Source organism: Chitinophagaceae bacterium (assembly GCA_016699815.1).
In the GTDB taxonomy this organism is placed as follows: Bacteria; Bacteroidota; Bacteroidia; order Chitinophagales; family Chitinophagaceae; genus Ferruginibacter.
The window spans coordinates 2,544,298-2,565,029 of the sequence record CP065012.1; the positions used below are offsets into that span (position 1 = coordinate 2,544,298).

General features: G+C 37.0%; 15 protein-coding genes. 2 read left to right on the forward strand and 13 right to left on the reverse strand.

What is annotated here, in order from left to right; genetic code table 11:
• The first annotated feature begins 61 nt into the window (after window positions 1–61).
• Window positions 62–2,050: a sensor histidine kinase gene (locus IPO46_11310; protein ID QQS62664.1), complete on the forward strand. Its 1,989-nt coding sequence runs from the start codon at window positions 62–64 to the stop codon at window positions 2,048–2,050.
• A gap of 2 nt (window positions 2,051–2,052) precedes the next feature.
• On the forward strand, window positions 2,053–2,676 hold the full coding sequence (locus IPO46_11315; protein ID QQS62665.1) for a response regulator transcription factor: 624 nt from the start codon (window positions 2,053–2,055) through the stop codon (window positions 2,674–2,676).
• A gap of 30 nt (window positions 2,677–2,706) precedes the next feature.
• Here the strand turns inward: IPO46_11315 and IPO46_11320 are convergent, their stop codons facing one another.
• The 13 genes from IPO46_11320 to IPO46_11380 all read right to left on the reverse strand — a co-directional run bounded on the left by IPO46_11320 (window position 2,707) and on the right by IPO46_11380 (window position 20,732).
• Window positions 2,707–5,280 carry a family 20 glycosylhydrolase gene (locus IPO46_11320; protein QQS62666.1) on the reverse strand — a complete coding sequence of 858 codons (2,574 nt, stop codon included), beginning with the start codon at window positions 5,278–5,280 and terminating at the stop codon, window positions 2,707–2,709.
• Window positions 5,281–5,343: 63 nt separating this feature from the next.
• A complete protein-coding gene (locus IPO46_11325; protein ID QQS64397.1) occupies window positions 5,344–7,737 on the reverse strand; it encodes a glycoside hydrolase family 95 protein in 2,394 nt (797 codons plus the stop codon).
• 117 nt (window positions 7,738–7,854) lie between these two features.
• Complete coding sequence (locus IPO46_11330) at window positions 7,855–9,897, reverse strand: beta-galactosidase (protein ID QQS62667.1); 2,043 nt, start codon at window positions 9,895–9,897, stop codon at window positions 7,855–7,857.
• A 26-nt stretch (window positions 9,898–9,923) separates the two neighbouring features.
• The gene (locus IPO46_11335; GenBank protein ID QQS62668.1) at window positions 9,924–10,766 is read right to left on the reverse strand and encodes a glycoside hydrolase family 16 protein; all 843 of its coding nucleotides are present in this window, start codon (window positions 10,764–10,766) and stop codon (window positions 9,924–9,926) included.
• Between the two features lie 22 nt (window positions 10,767–10,788).
• Window positions 10,789–11,571 carry an SDR family oxidoreductase gene (locus tag IPO46_11340; GenBank protein ID QQS62669.1) on the reverse strand — a complete coding sequence of 261 codons (783 nt, stop codon included), beginning with the start codon at window positions 11,569–11,571 and terminating at the stop codon, window positions 10,789–10,791.
• Between the two features lie 2 nt (window positions 11,572–11,573).
• On the reverse strand, window positions 11,574–12,398 hold the full coding sequence (locus tag IPO46_11345) for an amidohydrolase family protein (GenBank protein ID QQS64398.1): 825 nt from the start codon (window positions 12,396–12,398) through the stop codon (window positions 11,574–11,576).
• A complete protein-coding gene (locus IPO46_11350) occupies window positions 12,385–13,245 on the reverse strand; it encodes a fumarylacetoacetate hydrolase family protein (GenBank protein QQS62670.1) in 861 nt (286 codons plus the stop codon). Before IPO46_11350 ends, IPO46_11345 begins: the two co-directional genes overlap by 14 nt.
• Before the next feature lie 12 nt (window positions 13,246–13,257).
• Complete coding sequence (locus IPO46_11355) at window positions 13,258–14,631, reverse strand: alpha-L-fucosidase (protein QQS62671.1); 1,374 nt, start codon at window positions 14,629–14,631, stop codon at window positions 13,258–13,260.
• A 5-nt stretch (window positions 14,632–14,636) separates the two neighbouring features.
• Window positions 14,637–15,401: an SDR family oxidoreductase gene (locus IPO46_11360; GenBank protein QQS62672.1), complete on the reverse strand. Its 765-nt coding sequence runs from the start codon at window positions 15,399–15,401 to the stop codon at window positions 14,637–14,639.
• A 23-nt stretch (window positions 15,402–15,424) separates the two neighbouring features.
• Complete coding sequence (locus tag IPO46_11365; GenBank protein QQS62673.1) at window positions 15,425–17,407, reverse strand: glycoside hydrolase family 2 protein; 1,983 nt, start codon at window positions 17,405–17,407, stop codon at window positions 15,425–15,427.
• 11 nt (window positions 17,408–17,418) lie between these two features.
• A complete protein-coding gene (locus tag IPO46_11370; protein ID QQS62674.1) occupies window positions 17,419–19,065 on the reverse strand; it encodes an altronate dehydratase in 1,647 nt (548 codons plus the stop codon).
• A 15-nt stretch (window positions 19,066–19,080) separates the two neighbouring features.
• Window positions 19,081–20,388, reverse strand: a complete 1,308-nt coding sequence (fucP, locus tag IPO46_11375; protein ID QQS62675.1) for an L-fucose:H+ symporter permease — start codon at window positions 20,386–20,388, stop codon at window positions 19,081–19,083.
• A gap of 17 nt (window positions 20,389–20,405) precedes the next feature.
• The gene (locus IPO46_11380; GenBank protein QQS62676.1) at window positions 20,406–20,732 is read right to left on the reverse strand and encodes an L-rhamnose mutarotase; all 327 of its coding nucleotides are present in this window, start codon (window positions 20,730–20,732) and stop codon (window positions 20,406–20,408) included.

The following is a 20,732-nucleotide window of genomic DNA, read 5'->3' on the forward strand; positions in this document are numbered from 1 at the left end:
ATGTTTGATTATATGGAGAAGAAAGTGAACCTTTATGTTCAATTACGCTCTACTTTATTTCATGAAACTTCTATTGCTATACTTTTTGATATTTTTTGCCTTGTTTTGCATTGAGGTAAAAGCACAAAATCAATTAATTGATTCACTTGAAGTGCAGTTGAAAAAAATAAAAGAAGATACTTCAAAAGTTGTTTTATTGAATAACATGATTGTAAAATATCAACATCTTAATCCTGCGAGGGCAATGGCATTGGCAATACAATCAGTAAACCTTTCAAAGCAATTAAATTTTGATTTTGGATTAGGAGTAGCTTATAGGTTAACAGGCGTTTTGTATACAGATAAAAGTAATTTTGATACCGGCGCAATCTATTACAATAAATCCCTCGAAATATTTAAAAGTAAAAAGGATAACCGCTCCATAAAGTTCAGAGGTATGTTACAGCATAATTTTGGTGTAATTTATCATTATAAAGGAAACTATGATTCTGCAGTAATTTATTACCAGGAGGCTGCACGGGTTTATAAAGAATTAAAAGAGGATGGGTTGCTTTTTTTAACCTACAATAACCTTTCTACTCTTTATACACAAATTCTTGACAACAAAACTGCCTTACAGTATGCTGAAGAATGTGTGCAAATAAGCAACAGACTCCAGGATCCATTTAAGATATCAGTTGCCAGCCTTGCTATGGCCTCTGCTAAAACTGAATTGAAAGAATACAAAGGGATAGATACATTGATTGATAAAGTAATAAAAATTTCAAGCCAAAGTGGAAATTACTACATGCTGGGAATGGGCTATAAGTTTTTGGGTAAGTACCAGATAGAGTCTGCAAATGATAAAATGGGTTCAGTAGTAAGTTTTAAAGCGGCATTGGAAAATATGATAAAAGCCGGAAACGACTATGAGATTGCTGCGGTAAATCAAAATCTTGGATACAGTTATTTTTTAACTGGAAATAATGAACAGGCTGTTTATTATTATAAAGTTGCCATTGAGCAATCAAAAAAACTGGAGCTACCGCAAATTGAACAATATTCTTTAAAGAACCTTTCAGAACTGGAAGAAAAGAGAAAAAATTTTTCTGCTGCATTGGGCTATCTAAAAGACTATTTGGTAGTATACGATAGTGTGATAAGTAAAACACATAAGGAGAATATACAGGCATTAGAAGCGAAATACCAATCGGATATTAAAGATGCGCACATTTTGCAACTGGATGATGAAAAAAAGATGCAGAATATTTCCATTAAGCAAAAATCCACGCTCAACTATATCCTTGCAGGGTTTCTTGCAGCCGTTTTATTCATCGGTTTCCTGGGCTACCGAAATATCCGCCATAAGAAATTATTGACAAAACAGCAGGACGAAATTCATCACCAACGCATTAGCGAATTAGAAAAAGATAAACAATTGGTAGCGGTGGATGCAATGTTAAAAGGGCAACAGGAAGAACGAAGCCGCCTTGCAAAAGATTTGCACGATGGCCTCGGCGGATTATTATCTGGCGTAAAATTTTCCTTAAGCAATATGAAAGACAATTTAATGATAACCCCAGAAAACATGACCGTGTTTGAAAGGTCATTGGATATGATTGACACTTCGATCAAAGAGTTGCGAAGAGTAGCACATAATATGATGCCTGAAATGCTTACCAAGTTTGGACTTGATGAAGCATTGAAAGAATATTGTAATACGGTGAATGGAACCAAGCTCATTATGGTAAAATACCAAACCCATGGCCTGGAAATAAGAATGGATAAATCAACGGAGATTATTATTTACCGTATTGTACAGGAGTTGCTAAACAATATACTGAAACATGCGGCAGCCACAGAAGCATTTGTGCAGCTGGTAAAAGAAGGTAATCGCTTAAATGTGGTAGTAGAAGATAACGGAAAAGGATTTGATGCTAGTATGATAGCGGAGAGCAATGGAGCCGGCCTTGCCAATATACAATCTAGGGTAGAATATTTAAAAGGGCAGTTAGACATTCACTCTGAACCAGGCAAAGGAACATTAGTAAATATTGAATTTAATTTATAACGATGATTCGTGTATTTATTGTAGATGATCACCCTGTAGTAATTGAAGGCATCTATTCTTTATTACAACATGAAAAAGATATAGAATGGGTTGGCCAGGCAATGAATGCCCAATCATGCCTGGGGTTTTTTGTAAATAATACGGCCGATGTAGTGTTAATGGACATTAGTATGCCCGGCATGGACGGGGTAGAACTTTGTGCGGTAATGAAAGAAAAGTACCCGGGCATTTTTATTTTAGGGCTTAGTACATTTAACCAGGGATTATATATTAAAAAGATGATGGAGAATGATGCTTCGGGATACATTTTAAAAAACTCTTCCAAAGAAGAATTGATAAAAGCCATACATACGGTACATAATGGAGGCATTTATTTTAGTGGTGAGGCCGGTGAGGCATTGCAGGCCTATCAAAAATATTCTAAAGAAGAAATGCCGGTATTAAGTAGCAGGGAAAAAGAAATTCTTACGCTAATTTCTGAAGGTTATACCAACCCACAAATTGCAGAAAAAATATTTCTTAGTCAGTTTACCATTGACAGCCACCGAAAAAATTTATTGGCCAAACTGAATGTAAAAAACACAGCTACCCTTATTAAATTTGCAGTAGAGCATAAGTTGATTTGAGTATTTTAATAAAATTCTTATTTAGTTACATCACTTTGTGCCAATATCGTTTTCCACAAACGTAAACTTCCATTTTACAGGGTTTTGCCAGTCTCTTCCTTTAAAACTACCTATGGGCGCTTTTATTAAAATTTCATTCCAACCTTTTTTTAAAAAAATTTTTGTGGGGCTGCGGTATTCATAACCTTCATCTAATAAAGGTATTTCGGAATTTCCTTTTTGCCCGGCCCTTAGCCAATGTGGCGGTTCTATTAAAATTCCATTTACCCAAACAGCGCTGCTCTTATCATCCCAACCATCTGCAGGTGGCGAATCTGTAGAAGGCGAGCGGGAAATATTATTAAAACCTATCCAGAAATTTTTTACACCATCTTCATCAGCCCAAATTTGTGTAGTGGCATACCAGGTGGTACTGGCTTTGGGGTTGTCTATAGCGCCCTTTATAAGTGGTGCCCACCAATGCCGTAATACGATAGTACCGCCGGTTTGTTCTTTATATATTTTAGTATTTGTTTCATTCAAATTTTTTGTTTCGGGTATAAATTGTTTTGCTAAATCACCATTGTTATTATAGGGGCCATATAATTTCCACACAATGTTAGATTGCTTTGCATAGTTAAAAATTTTATTGCTGAAATAAAGTTTTTTGTTATCAAGCAACCGGTTTTCAAATTCAGTAAAACTTTTTCTGTCACCATCATCTATATTGGCAATCCATCCGCTTTGGCCGCCGCCACGCCAGATTCTTTCGGCAAAAGCCATCATTCCGGGATAAACAGGGTTCATCCTTAAAACATCTTCTTCTTTGGCTACTGCCCTGTCGGGCCACATGCAAATAGTACCGCCTAAAGTGGCAGCATCACCATTTTCTTTATCGCCAATTTTTCGGTTAAAAATAGATGTAACTGCTTCCAACGGATCCATGTGGTTTAAATACAAATGCCTGGAATCAATTAACTGAACCTGGTTGTTAGAGGTATGATGTGCATTGTCATCCATCCATAATTGCCGAATGGTACTGTTTGTAAAATTTCCACCCGGCTGCCAGCCAATAACTTTTTTCCCTAAACTTTCTATGTATGCAGTAAATTCAGGAATAAAATTTTTATTGGTAATTTTTACCTCATCGGCGCCAATATGAATATAGGGCACATCGTAAGTGCTACAAATTTCCTTTAAAATATTTTTTAAATACTTCATTCCTGAATTGCTTTGCATATCCACTTTCATTGCCCTTTTAAAAGCAGCGCTATGGCCGGGCATATCAATTTCGGGAACAAAAGTTATGTGCCGCTCTTTACAATAAGCAATCAATTCCTTTATCTCTGCCTGGGTATAATACATGCCTTTATGGCGAAGCATGGTTTCCGGCGCTGTGAGTTGTGGGTATTGCTTTATTGCTAACCTCCAGGCAATATCTTCTGTGGCATGGAAATGAAATATATTCAGTTTGTACATCGCCATTACATCAATCTGCTGTTTCAGCAAAGGAATTGACATATAATTACGGCCTACATCAATCATGTAACCTCTCCATGCAAAGGCAGGCTGGTCGGTTATTTCACAGGCATCAATCATTACGCCGTCCCTCATTAACTGCCGAAGCGTTTGTATGCCATAGAAAATACCATGAGTTGTTTTTGCTGTTAGCAAAATTTTCTTCTCTGAGATTTTTAAAATATAAGCTTCATTTGCCATTTTGGATGAATTGGATGTATCAAATTGCAATACAATTTGAATTTCGTCTTTACCCACTTTGTTGTTTATGGAAGTTTGCAATCCATTTTCAATAAAGATGTTTTCCAAATCTCTTGCTTCCTTCATCAAGGCACTATCAGTAACCACGATAGCCCTGCATTTATACAAAGGGAAAGTTCCCTTTTTCCAGGTAAGCTGTTGTGGCAAGGGAATTAAAGAAGCTTTCTTTTGTAAGTCATATACGTAAGGATACAGCAAATGCTTCCATAACAGATAAGCTTCTCCTTTTAAATGCAACCCATCATTGGTAAACTCTACTTTCAGTCTTCCTTGTTCATCCTTAAAAACAGTATACAAATCAATAAATGTGTAACTAGCAGAGTCGGCATTTTCTTTTAACCGTTCATTCACAAAATTTATCTTTTCGCCATTACCTGTGTGCCCGTTAAATTTTCCAAATACATTGTTCACTGGCAAAATGCTTTGTACAAAAAACTTTGTAGCAGGGCTTTCTTGTTTCAGGTAGGAAGAAATAAGCAAAATATTTTTTACAACACTATCGGCGCTTATCCCTTTAGACAGGTCATTAGTGCCAATCATCAAAAAAACCTTTGCCGGTTTTCTTTTGGCTATTTCTGGCAATCTAAAAATAATTCCGGCAGTAATATCGCCGCTAATACCTCTGTTTTTAATTCTGGTATCGCCAAATAATTCATTCCATTCTCCGCCATCAGTAATACTATTACCTACAAAAACAATATTACCCTTAGTTTGTGGCATGGTTTTAAATAAAGATGCCCGTTGATGAAAATAGGTATTGAATACTGAATCATGTAAAACAGGTAGTGTAACCTGTGCAAATAAAGACTGGCTTATGAAAAGAAGGAATAATACAATACGAATCATTTCAAAAATAGTTTATCTGGCAATGAGTATATTATTTTAGGCAAAGATAAATTTTAGTTTGGGTTATAAAATTTTGTATAATCCTCCTGCAGTAGCAGCAAAGGTTACAATTGTTGCTTTACTATTTGCTGTTGCAATTATTTTTCCATTACTACTTAATATTTCTTTAGTTGCAGGTAATAAAATTTTGCAGAAAGTACTTAAGGAAGAAAATATTTCGGCTGTGGATAGTTTTCCTTTTTCCCATTTCAGATTAATAGTAAAGCCGCCACGGGCTTTTAATCCGCTAATACTACCCTGTTGCCAATCGGCATCAGTAGGCAATGCAGGTAAAAAACGAATCACTTCATCATTGCCATGGCTTTGCAACAGCATTTCTGCAATACCTGCTGTGCCGCCAAAATTTCCATCTATTTGAAATGGCGGATGAGCACAAAATAAATTGGGGTAAGTGCCGCCACCTATTGTTGTTCCATTGTTGCTTACCGGATTTAATAATTCTTTTAGCAAGCTTAGGGCATGATTGCCATCGCCCAACCTTGCCCAAAAATTTATTTTCCATGCCTTGCTCCAGCCGGTGCCTTTATCACCTCTCTCAGTTAAGGTTTGCCTTGCGGCCTTTGCTAACTCAGGCGTTTGCCAGGGTGTAATTTCATCGTAAGGATGCAGGCCGTACAAATGCGAAACATGGCGGTGAAGCGGCTCGGCATCTTCCCAATCCTGTAGCCATTCATTTAAATCACCTTTCTGGCCAATTTGGTTAGGCGCTAATTGTGCTACTACTTTTTGCAATTCATTACTCCACACTTCATCAGTATGTAAAATTTTAGATGCACTAATGCAGGCCTTAAAAAGTTCCCGGCAAATTTGCATATCCATTGTTGGCCCCATGCAAGTATTGCCCACAAAACCAGTTGGCATTTTAAAGGCATGCTCCGGCGAATTGGATGGAGCCGTTACCAGCCAACCATGTGAGGGCTCATTAAGTAAAATAGATTGTAAAAATTTCGCTGCTCCTTTTAGTATCGGGTAATAATTTTTTAAGAATGCTTTATCTTTTGTAAAACGGTAATGTTCCCAAATATGTTCGCATAGCCAGGCGCCACCGGTAAGTGTAGAGCCCCAATCGGCGCCTTCGCCGGGAGAAGTATAAAGCCATGGATTGCTAATTGCATGCGCCACCCAGCCATCTGCCATGTAATAAGCCTGGGCAGTTTTTGTTCCATTGGGCACTAAATTTTTTGTAAACTGAAACAAGGGTTCAGCCAATGCAGAAAGATTAGTTTGCTCTGCCAGCCAATAATTCATTTGTACATTTACGTTGAGGTGATAATCGCCGTTCCATGGGGTTTGATATTCTGTAGCCCAAAGCCCCTGCAGGTTTGCAGGCAATAAACCCGGCCTGGATGATGAGATGAGCAAGTACCTTCCAAAATTAAAATGCAGCACCGGCAATTGTGGATCGCTGCTGCCGTTTTGATAATTGACTAATCGTTGAAGGGTAGTAAGATGGTGTATCTTTTTGTATGCAGGCATATACCAGCGGCAACGATTAAATAATTTTTGATATGCTTCTTTACTTTTTTGAAATGCATAACTGTAAGAAATATTTTTTGTTTTTTGCAAATAGCTCATAGACTTAACCACTACATTTTCATTTGATAGTAAACCATTACCATAATTATAGTTTGTAGCGGATGATATTTTGAGCCAACATTCGGTAGCATTTTTTATAACTATTTCATTGCCTTCTGTTTTTATTTTTCCATCTTTACAAATGGGCTCAAGAATGGCAGCAAACTGCATTCCCATATCATTACCCGATGGCAATTGTCCCTGCATAACCATTTTATTATCCATTAAAGAAACAGCCGCATGTTCTTTTCTGTAAAGTGAAAGTGAAAAACTGAGCCCTCCTTTTTTATTAGAAGAAAGTTTTATCCAGGTAATATCATTTATAAAATCTACAAAAATTTCTTCCGTAATTAATTTCCCATTTCTGTTAAAACTGTAAACCGCTTTTGCCTCTTCTATATTCAAATAGCGTTTATAATTGGTAACCGGTAGGGCACTGTCTTTCCAGCTAATAAGTACATCTCCCATTGTTTGGTAACATCCGTATTTATCGTTTGCACCATTCCCAAACCCTGAGCCACGGCCATTTGCTATAAAATGTTTTTGCAAAAGGTACTGAGCTTCTTTGTTTTTTCTGGCCAGCAGCAACTCTTGTATGGGTTTTAAATACTGCCAGGCGCTGTCTTTATCGGCATTTTGCGGGCCACCGCTCCATAAAGAAATTTCATTGAGGGCGATGCGTTCTTTCATTGTATTACCATACATTAATGCACCTAAGCGGCCATTGCCCAGTGGGAGACTTTCGGTAAAATTATTTGCCGCATTATCAAAACGAATGGTTACATCGGTTTTTTGGCAAATTATATCTGTAGGAAATACAATTTGAAAAATAATAAAGAAGAAATAATTAGTAATTATTTTTCTTTTATTGAAAAGTAAGATATTATATAATATATTCAATTTCTAAATTGCATTTGTCACAAATTATATTTATACTTACTATTGATCTTTCTCCTCCCAGCTAAAATCTTTTTGAGTTACTATATACCTATTTGGCCGTACAATAGTAACAATGCCCACCCCATTATATAAATCATCTACTTCAAAATTTATTCCTTCACCCGGTATAATATCCGGCAAAGCGTATGCTTTTGTTGAAGTGTAATTTTCTGTAGTTGCAGATACATACAGCTTATATCCTTTTACTGTATGCTGGGGCAAACCAATGCTTCCGAATATTAATAAATTAAGTTTTCCTTTTTTCCATTGCCTTGCCTGTTGTACTTCCACCGGCGAGGAAAGCTCCCTCAACACTTTCATGGATGGCTTGGGATTGCCATACATATCGTAAATACCATGTACCCTTCTGCGGAATTTATTTTTTTCAGATGTGCCGGGATAATGAGTTCGGTAATCAGTAAGGTCAAAATAAATGGCACCTTCTACATATGGCTTGCTTTCGTAAATAGCCATGTGATAAACTAAATCTTCCAGCCTGCGTTGGTCGCCGCCTTTAAAGTTGGGCTCACACAAACCAAACTCCGAAATAAAAAAAGCTTTATTAGGATAACTAAAATGCACACTATCAAGATAGGAATGAATTTTTCCTTGTGGAATATCCCACCAACTAGCACCGTACTCATTCATCATTAAATAATCACCATCATTTGCAGCATCTGCTGTAAACTTCGGATTGTTATAAAAGCTAGTGGTAAGAGTATTGCTTACATAAGCTGTCATACGAGTAGGATCCAATTCTCTTGACCTCTTCAATAAGTCTGCAATCATCTGTTTCATATCTGCATCCCGGCCACGCAACTCATTGCCCACACCCCAGGAAAAAATTGATGGATGATTGTACATATTGCTTACCATTCTTTCTAACTGTTTCATGGCAATGGAGCGTATGGTATCATTGGCTGGAGTTTCAGGTCCCCAAAGCGGCACTTCCTGTTGAACAATAATTCCGTTGCGGTCGCAAAATTCATAAAACAAATCATCCTGTTGAAAATGCTGGCGGGAAAAAATGCAATTCACATTTTTCATTAGCTTTCCCATTGCAAGTATCATTGAGTCTGTTTCCGCAAAACCAAAATTGGGATTGCTGCCAGCCGTCCACTCCACACCCATTAATTTTATTCTTTCTCCATTCAGGAAAACTTGCCCATTCAGCATTTTAATTTCTCTGAACCCTACACAGGATGAGATTTTATCAACCGCTTTTTTACCATTAAATACGGTTACATCTATTCTATACAAGTTAGGAAAATCAAAATGCCAGGGGTTTACCCTGGGCAAAACAATATTAACTACGGCTTCTTTATTTTGCCATCCCGGGTTTACAACCGAAGTATAAATAATATTCCTCGAGGTTTGGTTTTCTTCTGTAATACTAATATTGAATTTTAAATTGCTAACTGCATGATCGTAACCTAATTTTATTTTTAGCTTACCCTCATTGTTGGCAATATTTAATATTGGTTCGGCATGAATATAATTGGCCGCAGGTTTGTCGCTCACTATCAAGGCTACTTTGCGGATAATACCGCCATCATTGGGCCAGTCGAACGAGCTGCCAAAAGGCACTTTGTTTTTACCGTAATCATTATTTACGGCAACGGTAATAATGTTTTCTTTGCCATAATTTAGTTTTCCAGTGATATTAACAAAAAAATTATTAAACCCATCACCAATATTTTCATCCACTTTTATTCCATTTACATAAATAAAAGATGTATGGTTGATGGCGCCAAACTGCAATACAACAATTTTATTCTTCCAGCTTTTGGGTACCGTAAGTTTTTTTTGATACCAGCCCCAGCCATAATGGTTCTGGTTTTCTTCTTCTATATTCCAGGTATGTGGAAGGCTAACTGTTCTGTTGCCGGGCAATGATTTTTGAAACCAATTTTCTTTTAAACCAAGTGAAGATTTATCAATTGAAAACTGCCAGCCAATATTTACCGCAATGGTATCTCTTTGTGCAATGGAGCTGAAGCATGTAAAAAGCAGCCAGGCAGAAATGAATATTATTTTTTTCATGATTGTAAATTATATAGCTTATTTAATTATTTCTTTTGATACACCCTTACATAATCTATTAAATATTGCTGTGGTAACACATTATCATCTATAGGCCCGGGCCAGTTAGCGCCCATTGCCAGGTTTATGAGCAAATAAAATGGTTTTCGGAATGTGTTTGCTGCATAACTGCCTGCACTGTCTATAACAAAACTGTGGATTTTTATTTTATCAAACCAAATATCCATTTTCTGTTTATCCCATTCCAATGTGTAAATATGAAAACGATTACTTACGGTACTATCGTTTATTTTACTACCAGATGAACGGCTTGTTTTTATACTATCCGGAAAATGAATAGTGCTATAAATATCGGCAGGGTGGTTGCCAATAAATTCCATTATATCTATTTCCCCGCAAATTGGCCAGCCAACTATCGAACGGTTTGCACCCAGCATCCAAATGGCCGGCCAAATGCCGCCACCTGTTGGAAGCTTTGCTTTTACTTCTATTCTTCCATATTTCCACGCTGCTTTTCCTAATGTATTTATGCTGGCAGAAGTATACTGTGCAATGGAATCTTTATACCGCCAATCGGTACTTTCATTTTTGTAATTTTCGTTTTTATAATTTTCTTTACGGCCTGTAATGATGAGTACGCCATTACTTACCCAAACATTTTCCTTTTTTGCCCGGGTATAATATTGTTGCTCGTTGTTACGGATATGGCCTACTTCGTAACCCCATTTTGTAGCATCTGGCAGGCCGGTATAATTAAATTCATCCTGCCAAATAAGTTTCCAACCTTTTTTATTTTGTGCATTTGCTGTAAAACAAAATATTATAAGAAAAAAAATAGTTGAAAGTATTGAAAGAAATTTCCTTTTCATTTATGAGTTCTCTAATATATTATTAAATTATAGCCCTGTCTAAATGCACATATCCACCATCCACATGAATGAGTTGCCCGGTGGTATGGCTCGATTTTTCGGAAAGAAGAAACGCAACCATGCTGGCAATTTCTTTTGCTGTAGTCATTCTTTTTTCTAATGGTATTTTACTACTTATCTGTTGCAATTTCTCCTGTGAGTTGCTAAATGTTTTTATCCAGCTTTCATAAAGTGGTGTAAAACATTCGGCTACTATAACTGCATTAACTCTAATGCCATATTGCAATAACTCCACTGCCCATTCTCTTGTGAGTGCATTGCGGCCACCGTTTGCAGCAGCATAGGCAGATGTATTTCCCTGCCCTGTTTCTGCAGTTTTAGAGCCTATGTTTACAATGGCGCCTTTGCTTTGTTTTAAAAAGGGTATTGCAAAATGTGCCAACAAATAATAATGAATTAGATTTTTATGTAATGATGCAACAAAAGAATTGTAATCACCATGTTCAAGTCCTACGCCATCATTAACCCCGGCATTATTTACCAGGCCATCAATTTTTCCAAATTTATCACTAATAATTTTTATAGATTGTTCGCATTGCAGTGGGTCTGTAAGTTCGGCAATAACCTGAAAAGCCTTGCCACCAGCTGCTTCAATCATTGCAACTGTTTTTAAATTATCTTCTTCGCTTCTCCCAATAATTACCGGCAAAGCCCCTTCGGCAGCCAATATTTTTACAATGCCTTCGCCAATTCCTTTTGCCCCGCCTGATACTATAATGATTTTATTTTTTAGCTGTAAATCCATTTTTATAAATTATAAAAGTTAATAGCATTAGTACCCATAATATTATTTTGTTCTTCTGCGGAAAATGGTTTTAGATATATTTCTACAAGGTTTTTCCATTGTACATATTTGCCGCTAAGCAACATTACTGGCCAATCGCTGCCAAATAATATCCTCTTTGCACCAAATGCTTCAAACACAACATCAAGGTAAGGATAAAAATCTTTTGGTTCCCATTGTTGCCAGTTGGATTCGGTGAGTAAACCAGATAGTTTGCAATAAACATTGGGATTTGATGCAATTTCTTTTATCAAAGTTTTCCAGGGTTCTATGGATTTGTTTTTAATATCAGGCTTGGCGCAATGGTCTATTACAAATTTTTGATTGGGAAATTTTTGAACCAGTTCTAAAACTTCTTTTAACTGATGCTGATAGACCAAAATATCATAGGTATAGTTAAATAGTTGCAATTGTGCAATGCCTTTAATAAAATTTTTGCCTGATAAAAATCCTTCTGCTTCTGCTTGTATTATATGCCGCCAACCTTTTATAGCCGTAAACTGTGCATAATAATTCAGCCTGTCTTCAACAGTTTCATTTTGTAAATCAACCCAGCCTACAACGCCATTAATAAATGAATTTGTTTGAGCAAGAGAAAGTAAGAAGTTGGTTTCTGTTTCACTCTGGCCTGCCTGCACTGCTACAAGCCCATTTACTCCTGCCTCTTGCAAAGTGGGTAAAATATTTACAGGAAGAAAATCTTGCTGTAAAATTTTCATATTGTTGGTTATCCAGGCATCATTTTGTTTATCGAAGTTCCAAAAATGAACATGGCTATCTATCAGCATAATTCTTTGCATTTTGTCTTTGTGTTCCTAATCCTTCAATACCCAATTCAACTTTATCGCCAGCCCTTAAATATACTGGTATAGGCTTTATCCCTAAACCCACGCCGGGTGGGGTTCCCGTACTGATTACATCTCCCGGCAATAAAGTCATAAACTGGCTGATATAATGTATAAGAAAGGGGATTCTAAAAATAAGATTAGAGGTATTGCTGTTTTGAAATGTTTTACCATTTACCGATAGCCACATTTTTAAATTATTTGCATCTTCAATCTCATCTGTTGTTGCTAAAAAAGGGCCAAGCGGCGCAAAGCTGTCGCAACTTTTTCCTTTTACCCATTGCCCTCCTCGTTCTAATTGAAATTCCCTTTCACTATAATCGTTGTGCAGGCAATAGCCGGCCACATAATCCATCGCATTTTTTTCTTCTATATATGATGCTTTTTTGCTTATTACTAAAGCAAGTTCCACTTCCCAATCTGTTTTTTTGCTATTTTTTGGAATTACAACATCATCAAAAGGGCCGCATAATGAAGTAGTTGATTTAAAAAAGATGATGGGTTCTAATGGTATAGCAGCACCGGTTTCTTTTGCATGGTCAATATAATTTAAACCGATGCAAATAATTTTTGATGGCCTTGCTACTGGCGGGCCCAGCCTTGTGTTTTTATTGATTGGTTTTAAATTCTTTTGTTTTTCTGAAAGTATTTTTTTTAATTGCAATAATCCTTCTTCTTCAAAAAAGCGTTCATCATAATCAGTAATAAATTCCGAAACATCCAGCCATTTATCATTCATTATTACTCCCGGTTTTTCTTTTTCAAATTCTCCAAAACGTATGAGTTTCATATTGTAATTCTTTTATTGTTCAATTTTAAACGTCCATGCATATTGGCAGGGTATTATATCTGGAGTTAGCTGAGGAACAGTTATAAAGAGGGTGCTATTTTTATACCTGTAATTAATTTGTCCTTTGTAACCCAGCATGGTTAATGCTTTGGGCTTGCCGATATTTTTTACAACCAGTTCCTTTTTCCATTTAGTAGAAATTGCAAAAATATTTTCTCCTTTTTTTGTAAAGTACAAGCTTGTTTCTTTTGTAACAGCAGGTGCATTTTTCCAGGCGGTAGTTTCATAAATAGCTTCGCCATTTACTTTTAGCCAGTTGCCAATATCTATCAAACGCTGCTGCATAATTACGGGAATAGTTCCATCGGCAGCCGGGCCTACATTCAGTAATAAATTTCCTCCTCTTGCAACGGTGCTAATTAATTCATACACTAATTCTTCACTGCTTGCATATTCGTTTAGGTTTTCATTTCTATTGTAGCCAAACGATTGACCAATGCCACGGGTTTCTTCCCAGGCTTTGTTGCCAGAAATAGTTCCGAGACCGTATTCCGACGTTTGAAAGCCGCCATGTTTTCCTTTGGTATCATTTCCCCATCGGTCGTTTACGGCAATGGTTTCTTTTGAGGGTGATTCATTGTATAACCATGCTAAAAATTCTTCGCTGCGCCATGTTTTTGATGTTTGCTCCCATTCGCCATCCGTCCATAACACATCTGGTTTATAGCGACTCACTAAATCTTTCATTTGCGGCAACATTCTTTCCTCTACATATTTATTTACATCCTTTTTATAAACCGGGTTAAACCATTCGTACAATGAATAATAAAAGCCCATGTGCAAACCTGCATTCTTAACTGCTTTGGTTAGCATACCTGCCAGGTCTTTATGCGGTACTACATCTACGGAATTCCAGTTCCACGATTGTGCAGAAGGCCATAAACAAAAACCATCATGATGCTTGCTGGTAAGTACCACATATTTTGCACCGGCATCTTTAAACAATTGTGCCCATTGATTGGGGTTGAATAATTCGCAAGTGAATTTTTGTGCAAAATCCGGGTAATGAAAATTTTTACCATACACACTGTCATGAAATGCCACAAACTCTTTGTGTATTTTTAAATTGGGTGCAAACAAACGCTGCCAGTACCATTCTGCATAATTACTGCCAAAACCATCGGCATTAGAATTGGTTGCCCAGGCAGGAACCGAATAAATCCCCCAATGAAGAAAAATGCCAAACTTAGCCTGGCCATACCATTGCGGTGTGGGCCGCTTGTCTAACGATTCCCAATTGGAGTGATAGTTTTGTGCAAATGTGTTTATACTCATTAGCACAAAAAAAGGCATGAGGAAATTTTTTATTTTTTTGTTAAAATTCATTTGTATTAATTATTAAGCTTTACAAATCCGCCATCAATAGGATAGTCGCAGCCGGTAATAAATGAAGCTTCATCGCTGCATAAAAACAATGCAAGTGCCGCTACTTCTTCCGGCGTTGCCATGCGGCCAATGGGTTGTGTTTTGGAAAGTTTTTCAAACATTTCTTTTTCTTTTCCAGGGTAATTTTTTGCAATAAACCCATCTACAAAAGGCGTATGTACCCTTGCCGGTGAAATAGAATTGCAACGGATGTTTTCGGTAATATAATCTTTGGCAACGCTTAAAGTCATGGCAAATACAGCCCCTTTTGCTGCGGAATATACAAAACGATCGGGTAAGCCTACCAGCGCAGCAATAGAAGCCATATTTAAAATAACGCCACCATTTGATTTTCTCAGTAAAGGAACTGCAGCATGAATGCAATTGTAAACAGCTTTGATATTTATATTTACAACTTTATCAAAATCTGCTTCACTGGTTGTATCTGCTTTACCAACATGGGCAATGCCGGCATTATTTATCAATATATGCATATTGCCAATGCTGTTGAATATTTCTATCACCTGTTGTTGGTCTGCCACATTACAGCTATGTGCAAAGGCTTTTCCACCCACAACGTTTATTTCGATAATTACTTCTGAGGCTGCTGCTGCATTGATTTCCAGGATATGCACTTCTGCGCCTTGTTTTGCAAACAATACTGCAATGGCTTTGCCAATACCGCTTCCGGCGCCGGTAATAATTGCTTTTTTATTTTTTAATGAAAACATATTTTATTTTTTGAGAGCGAAAATCATTTAATGTCATAGAGTGATTTAATTTTTAGTGAATGGATTTCCTTCGGGTTAAAATACTTGTTTTTTACACTCAATATTTTTTCTACGCCGGCTTTTAAATCAAAATAATTATCACTGATATTAAAAAATATTTTTTCTTTATACAGGTAAACATATTTTGCATCTACATTTGATTCAATCGTAAAATTGTTTTCACCAATATGTTTAAGGGTAAATACCGGCTTTTGAAGTTTTAAATTTATGGGTTTTATGCTATCTCTTTGCGGATGTTCATCGTCCCTGTAAGCATTTTTTACTGCATACCATGCGGCTTTTGGCTGCCTGCTGTAATCGGTAATTGACCAGCTGCACACCGGCCAGCAATCATTTAACTGCCAAAGTAAAGTGCCCATATTTACAGGGTATTTGCTTCGATGAATAGCAATAATATTTTTTAAACAATAGTATTGAAAACATTGGGTGAGGTAGGTATAATTTTCCAACGTTAGCTTTTTAACCAATGAGGAATCTAAAAAATACCGGTGCAAATACGATTGTATATTTTGGAAACCGGTGGGATGTTTTTGGTGTGCTTTTAAAACATCCGAAAATAAATATCGGTCTGCAGGGTAGGTAACAGATAGTGTAGTATTGTAATTGGGCATGGCCTGCATCCCATATTCACTTACAAAACGGCCTGTTTTATTTTCAAACACTTCAATATCCTGCAAGCCCCACCATACGCCCCAATAATGGCTGTCACCTTCGGTAATACTGTTTGCCCTGCCCCAGCCATTCAAAGGCGATGTAGAAGTGTAAGGCCTTGTGCCATCGTATAGCTGCACCCATGCTGCAATGCTGTCCTGGAACAACCGTTTATAATCGTTCCATATTTTTACTGAATCTTTGCCGTGAATTTTAAATTGGTTTTGCCAGCCCCAGTTGTTCCATGCTTCATCTACTTCGTTATTTCCGCACCACAACACAATGCAGGGATGATGCCGTAATCTTTTTATTTGATATTTTATTTCTTCTTTTACATTATTAAAAAAATGTTTATCGCCGGGAACCATGCCACCTGCAAACATAAAATCCTGCCAAACCATAATGCCATATTCATCACATAAGTCATAAAATGCATCATCTTCATAAATGCCGCCGCCCCAAATACGGAGCATATTCATATTGGCATCTTTGGCAGCTAATATTATTTTTCGGTAATCTTCTTTTTTTAAACGTGGCAAAAACATTTCGGAGGGAATGAAATTGGCGCCTTTTAAGTAAACGGGTTTGCCATCTATTTTAAAATAAAAAGTTTTGCCAATGCTGTCGGGCTCCTGCACCAATTCTATTTTACGTTTATTAATAAAGGGTATTTCTTTTTGCGGTTCAGGATAAGCTTCAATAAAAATATTTTTCCAAATACCGCAGGTTATATAAGTTGGGCCCCAATCCCAGCCAAAATGATATTGCGCTTTACGGACATATACCCGTGGGTTATCGGGCACTACAAAAGGTAATTTAGATTTAGCAATAGAATCAACTTTGTTTTTGGCTGAATAAAACCGTATGAGTATTTCGTTCCTTGATTTTAAAACAGGCTTAATATTGGCCCGCCATTGGCGAAACATATTATCTGCAGAGAACAACAATTTTCCGTTTAAAAAAATATCGGCATAAGTATCCAGCCCGTCAAAGACCAACTCAATATTTTTTTGTTGAAGAATTTTATGAGATACTGTAAAGGAAGTTTTGTAATCCCAGTTTTCTTTATCAATCCATTGCAGTTTTTTTTCATTATCACCAAAATAGGGGTCAGCTATTAATTTGTTGCTTAGTAAATCGGTATGGATAGTGCCAGGCACCGTTGCAGCATACCATTTTGAGGCTTTTGCATAATAAAATTTCCATCCATTGTTAATGGTTTGTTTTTGTAATTGTGCATTTGCATGTATCGTTGCAAAAAAGAACAAAACAAATATGCCAATCTTTTTTATCATCAGTTTTATTTTTATAAACTTACCCCTTTTTTCCAGGGTATAAAATCATCCTGGTTCAATTGTACGGCTTTGGGGATTATTTCGCCGCTTGCTGCCTTTATGCAATAGTCCAAAATTTCTTCACCCATTTGTTCAATTGATTTTTCACCCTCAATTATAGTTCCGCAATCAATATCTATAATGTCATTCATGTGCCGGGCTAATTTACTGTTGGTTGCCAGTTTTATGGTTGGGCACACGGGGTTGCCGGTGGGTGTACCCAATCCTGTTGTAAATAAAATTAAAGTGGCACCTGCTGCTGCTTTGCCTGTGGTGGCTTCCACATCGTTGCCTGGAGTACAAACCATATTTAAACCCGGTTTTGTTGCAGGCTCAGTATAATCCAAAACATCTGCAACAGGAGAGGTACCGCCTTTTTTTGAAGCGCCGGCTGATTTAATTGCATCAGTAATCAAACCATCTTTTATATTTCCTGGAGAGGGGTTCATATAAAAACCAGAACCTACAGCATGTGCTTGTGCATCGTATTCCTGCATGAGCCTGATAAATTTATTGGCTGTTTCTTCGGTAGTGCAACGATCTATAATATTTTGCTCCACGCCGCATAACTCCGGAAACTCGGCCAGTAATATTTTACCACCCAAAGCGGAAACTAAATCTGCTGTATAACCCACAGCAGGGTTTGCAGATATACCGCTGAAACCATCGCTGCCACCGCATTTTACGCCAATACATAGTTTATCTAAAGAAACAGCCTGCCTTTCTATTTTGTTTAATTCAATCAATCCTTTAAATGTTTCTTTAATGGCATCAGCAATCAATTGTTCTTCACTTTGCGATTTTTGTTGTTCAAAAATCAATAAAGGTTTATCAAAACCGGGTGTATGTTTTTTAATATCTTCTGTTAATTGCTGTGCCTGCAAATGCTGGCAGCCTAAGCTCAGCATGGTTATTCCACCCACATTGGGATGATTGGCATACGCAGCCAATAACTTACTTAAGGTTGCTGAATCTTGCCTGGTGCCGCCGCAACCTCCTGCATGGTTTAGAAATTTTATGCCATCAATATTTTTAAATAATCTTTTTTTCCCAATATTTGCTGCATTTGCAGGGTTTAATTTTACTGCATCTAAATTATCACCAGCTTTAAAGGCATCGACTAAATCATTGGTGAAAAATTTATACTTGTCGGTTACTGCATATCCCAATGCATTGTGCATAGCTTCCTTTATCACATCCAGGTTGCGGTTTTCGCAAAAAACTGTGGGAATAAAAAGCCAGTAATTAGCAGTGCCCACTTTGCCATCGCTTCTTTTATATCCATTAAATGTTTTATGCTGAAATTTTGAAACATCGGGTACATACCATTGATAATTAATTTTTCGGTACGCATAAGGTTGTGCGGCGTGTTTCACATTTTCGGTTGTCATCAAGCTGCCTGCATTTACAGCAACTTGAGTTTTCCCAACTAAAACTCCATACATAATTATTTCTTCAGCAGCTTGCATGTCTTTTTCAAAAAACTTATGCTTGGCGGCAATGTTGTCTTTTATTAAAAATAAATTTCCATTCCACTGCACTTCTTCCCCTTTCTTTAAATCGGAAAGTGCGGTGATCACATTATCGCTGTTGTTTATTTTTAATATTTTATTCAGCATTTATTTTACTGGCGTTTAAGTTAAATTAATTTTTTCGGTTATTGCCATAGGCTTACTATTTTTCAATGCAAATAAAATAACTGCTATAAAGCATGCCAATGGAACCACATAACCATGCTGGATATTTTTAGTTGTATCTGAAATAAAACCCAATACTGGCGGCAATACTGCACCACCCACAATGGACATTATGATTAAGGAAGACCCAATTTTGGTATTGTGTCCCAAGCCCTCTATGCTCATTGAAAAAATAGTGGGAAACATAATACTCATAAAAAATGCAATGGCTATTAATGTATAAATTATTAAGCTTCCTGAGGCAAAGATTGCCACTAGCGTTAATGCGATGCAAATAGCTGCATACAAAGCCAGTAATTTTACCGGGGCAATGTATTTCATTAAAAATGTGCCGGCAAACCTGCCCAGCATAAAGGCAAGGCCGTAAGTGCCGAGATATACCGCTGCTGTTTTTTCATTTATTCCGGCTGCTGTGGTACACATTTTAATAAAGAAACTTCCTACACAAACCTGTGCGCCTACATAAAAAAATTGAGTAGCAATTCCCCATTTTAAACGTTTTGATTTGAGGGCAGAGGCAAATCCAGACTGTCCTTTGTAACTTTCTTCATGCTTAATATCGGGCAGCTTTGTAAAATAAAAAATTATAGCAACCAGTAAAATGATAATGCCCAAAATTAAATAGGGTATTTTTACACTAGCAGCTTCACCGCTTAAATAAACATGTAGTTGTTCGGTGCTCATGGCAGCAATCTGCTGCTCCGTTAGTTCTTTACCCGATAAAATTATTTTACCAATATAAGCCGGCGCTATAAAAGCGGCAAGGCCATTAAAGGATTGGGCAAAATTGAGGCGTTGTGTTTTTGTTGCCTCCGGGCCAAGTACTGTAATGTATGGATTGGCTGCCGTTTCCAAAAATGTAAGGCCACAGGCAATGATAAATAAGGCACCAAGGAAAAAAACATATTGTAATGTATTGGCTGCCGGTACAAATAAAATTGAACCAATTCCAAAAAGTATCAAACCCAGGATGATCCCGGTTTTATAACCGTACCTGCGCATAATATAACCTGCCGGCAGCGCCATTACAAAATAGGCAATGAATACCGAAGTGTCAACGAGTGATGATTGTAAGTCAGTTAACACAAATGCTTTTCGCAAATGTGGGATAAGGATAGGATCGAGATTATGCACAAAACCCCAAAAGAAAAATAAACTTGTAACCAGGATAAATGGAAACAGATAGTTGTTTTTTTTATTGCTTGCAACATTGGTATTAGAAATATCATTTACAGGTAAAGCCATTTAATAAAAATTTATTTTTAAAGTTCGAATATTTTGTTCAGAAGCATCCACTTTTCACCAGGTTTGGCTGCAGGCAAAGCCTGTTGGTATTTCCACATAAGTGTTTCCCATTGTTGTACAACCGGGTTGTTTAAATCTGCTCTTGCCTTTTTATCAAAAGAAAAATCAGTATTGGTTTCCATTATCATAAAGAGCCTGTTGGTTACACGATAAATTTGTAATTCATTAATACCTGCATCTTTTATTGATCCAATAATTTCAGGCCAAACGTTTTGATGATGCATTTCATATTCCTTCATCAACTGTTCATCATCTATTAAGTCGAGTGCAAAACAATATCTCAT

Excerpts from the sequence above, each read along its gene's own strand:
- IPO46_11310 (QQS62664.1), top strand. The coding sequence starts at position 62 with ATGAAACTTCTATTGCTATACTTTTTGATATTTTTTGCCTTGTTTTGC.
- IPO46_11315 (QQS62665.1), top strand. The coding sequence starts at position 2,053 with ATGATTCGTGTATTTATTGTAGATGATCACCCTGTAGTAATTGAAGGC.
- IPO46_11320 (QQS62666.1), bottom strand. The coding sequence starts at position 5,280 with ATGATTCGTATTGTATTATTCCTTCTTTTCATAAGCCAGTCTTTATTT.
- IPO46_11330 (QQS62667.1), bottom strand. The coding sequence starts at position 9,897 with ATGAAAAAAATAATATTCATTTCTGCCTGGCTGCTTTTTACATGCTTC.
- IPO46_11335 (QQS62668.1), bottom strand. The coding sequence starts at position 10,766 with ATGAAAAGGAAATTTCTTTCAATACTTTCAACTATTTTTTTTCTTATA.
- IPO46_11340 (QQS62669.1), bottom strand. The coding sequence starts at position 11,571 with ATGGATTTACAGCTAAAAAATAAAATCATTATAGTATCAGGCGGGGCA.
- IPO46_11345 (QQS64398.1), bottom strand. The coding sequence starts at position 12,398 with ATGCTGATAGATAGCCATGTTCATTTTTGGAACTTCGATAAACAAAAT.
- IPO46_11350 (QQS62670.1), bottom strand. The coding sequence starts at position 13,245 with ATGAAACTCATACGTTTTGGAGAATTTGAAAAAGAAAAACCGGGAGTA.
- IPO46_11355 (QQS62671.1), bottom strand. The coding sequence starts at position 14,631 with ATGAATTTTAACAAAAAAATAAAAAATTTCCTCATGCCTTTTTTTGTG.
- IPO46_11360 (QQS62672.1), bottom strand. The coding sequence starts at position 15,401 with ATGTTTTCATTAAAAAATAAAAAAGCAATTATTACCGGCGCCGGAAGC.
- IPO46_11365 (QQS62673.1), bottom strand. The coding sequence starts at position 17,407 with ATGATAAAAAAGATTGGCATATTTGTTTTGTTCTTTTTTGCAACGATA.
- IPO46_11370 (QQS62674.1), bottom strand. The coding sequence starts at position 19,065 with ATGCTGAATAAAATATTAAAAATAAACAACAGCGATAATGTGATCACC.
- fucP (QQS62675.1), bottom strand. The coding sequence starts at position 20,388 with ATGGCTTTACCTGTAAATGATATTTCTAATACCAATGTTGCAAGCAAT.
- IPO46_11380 (QQS62676.1), bottom strand. The coding sequence starts at position 20,732 with ATGAGATATTGTTTTGCACTCGACTTAATAGATGATGAACAGTTGATG.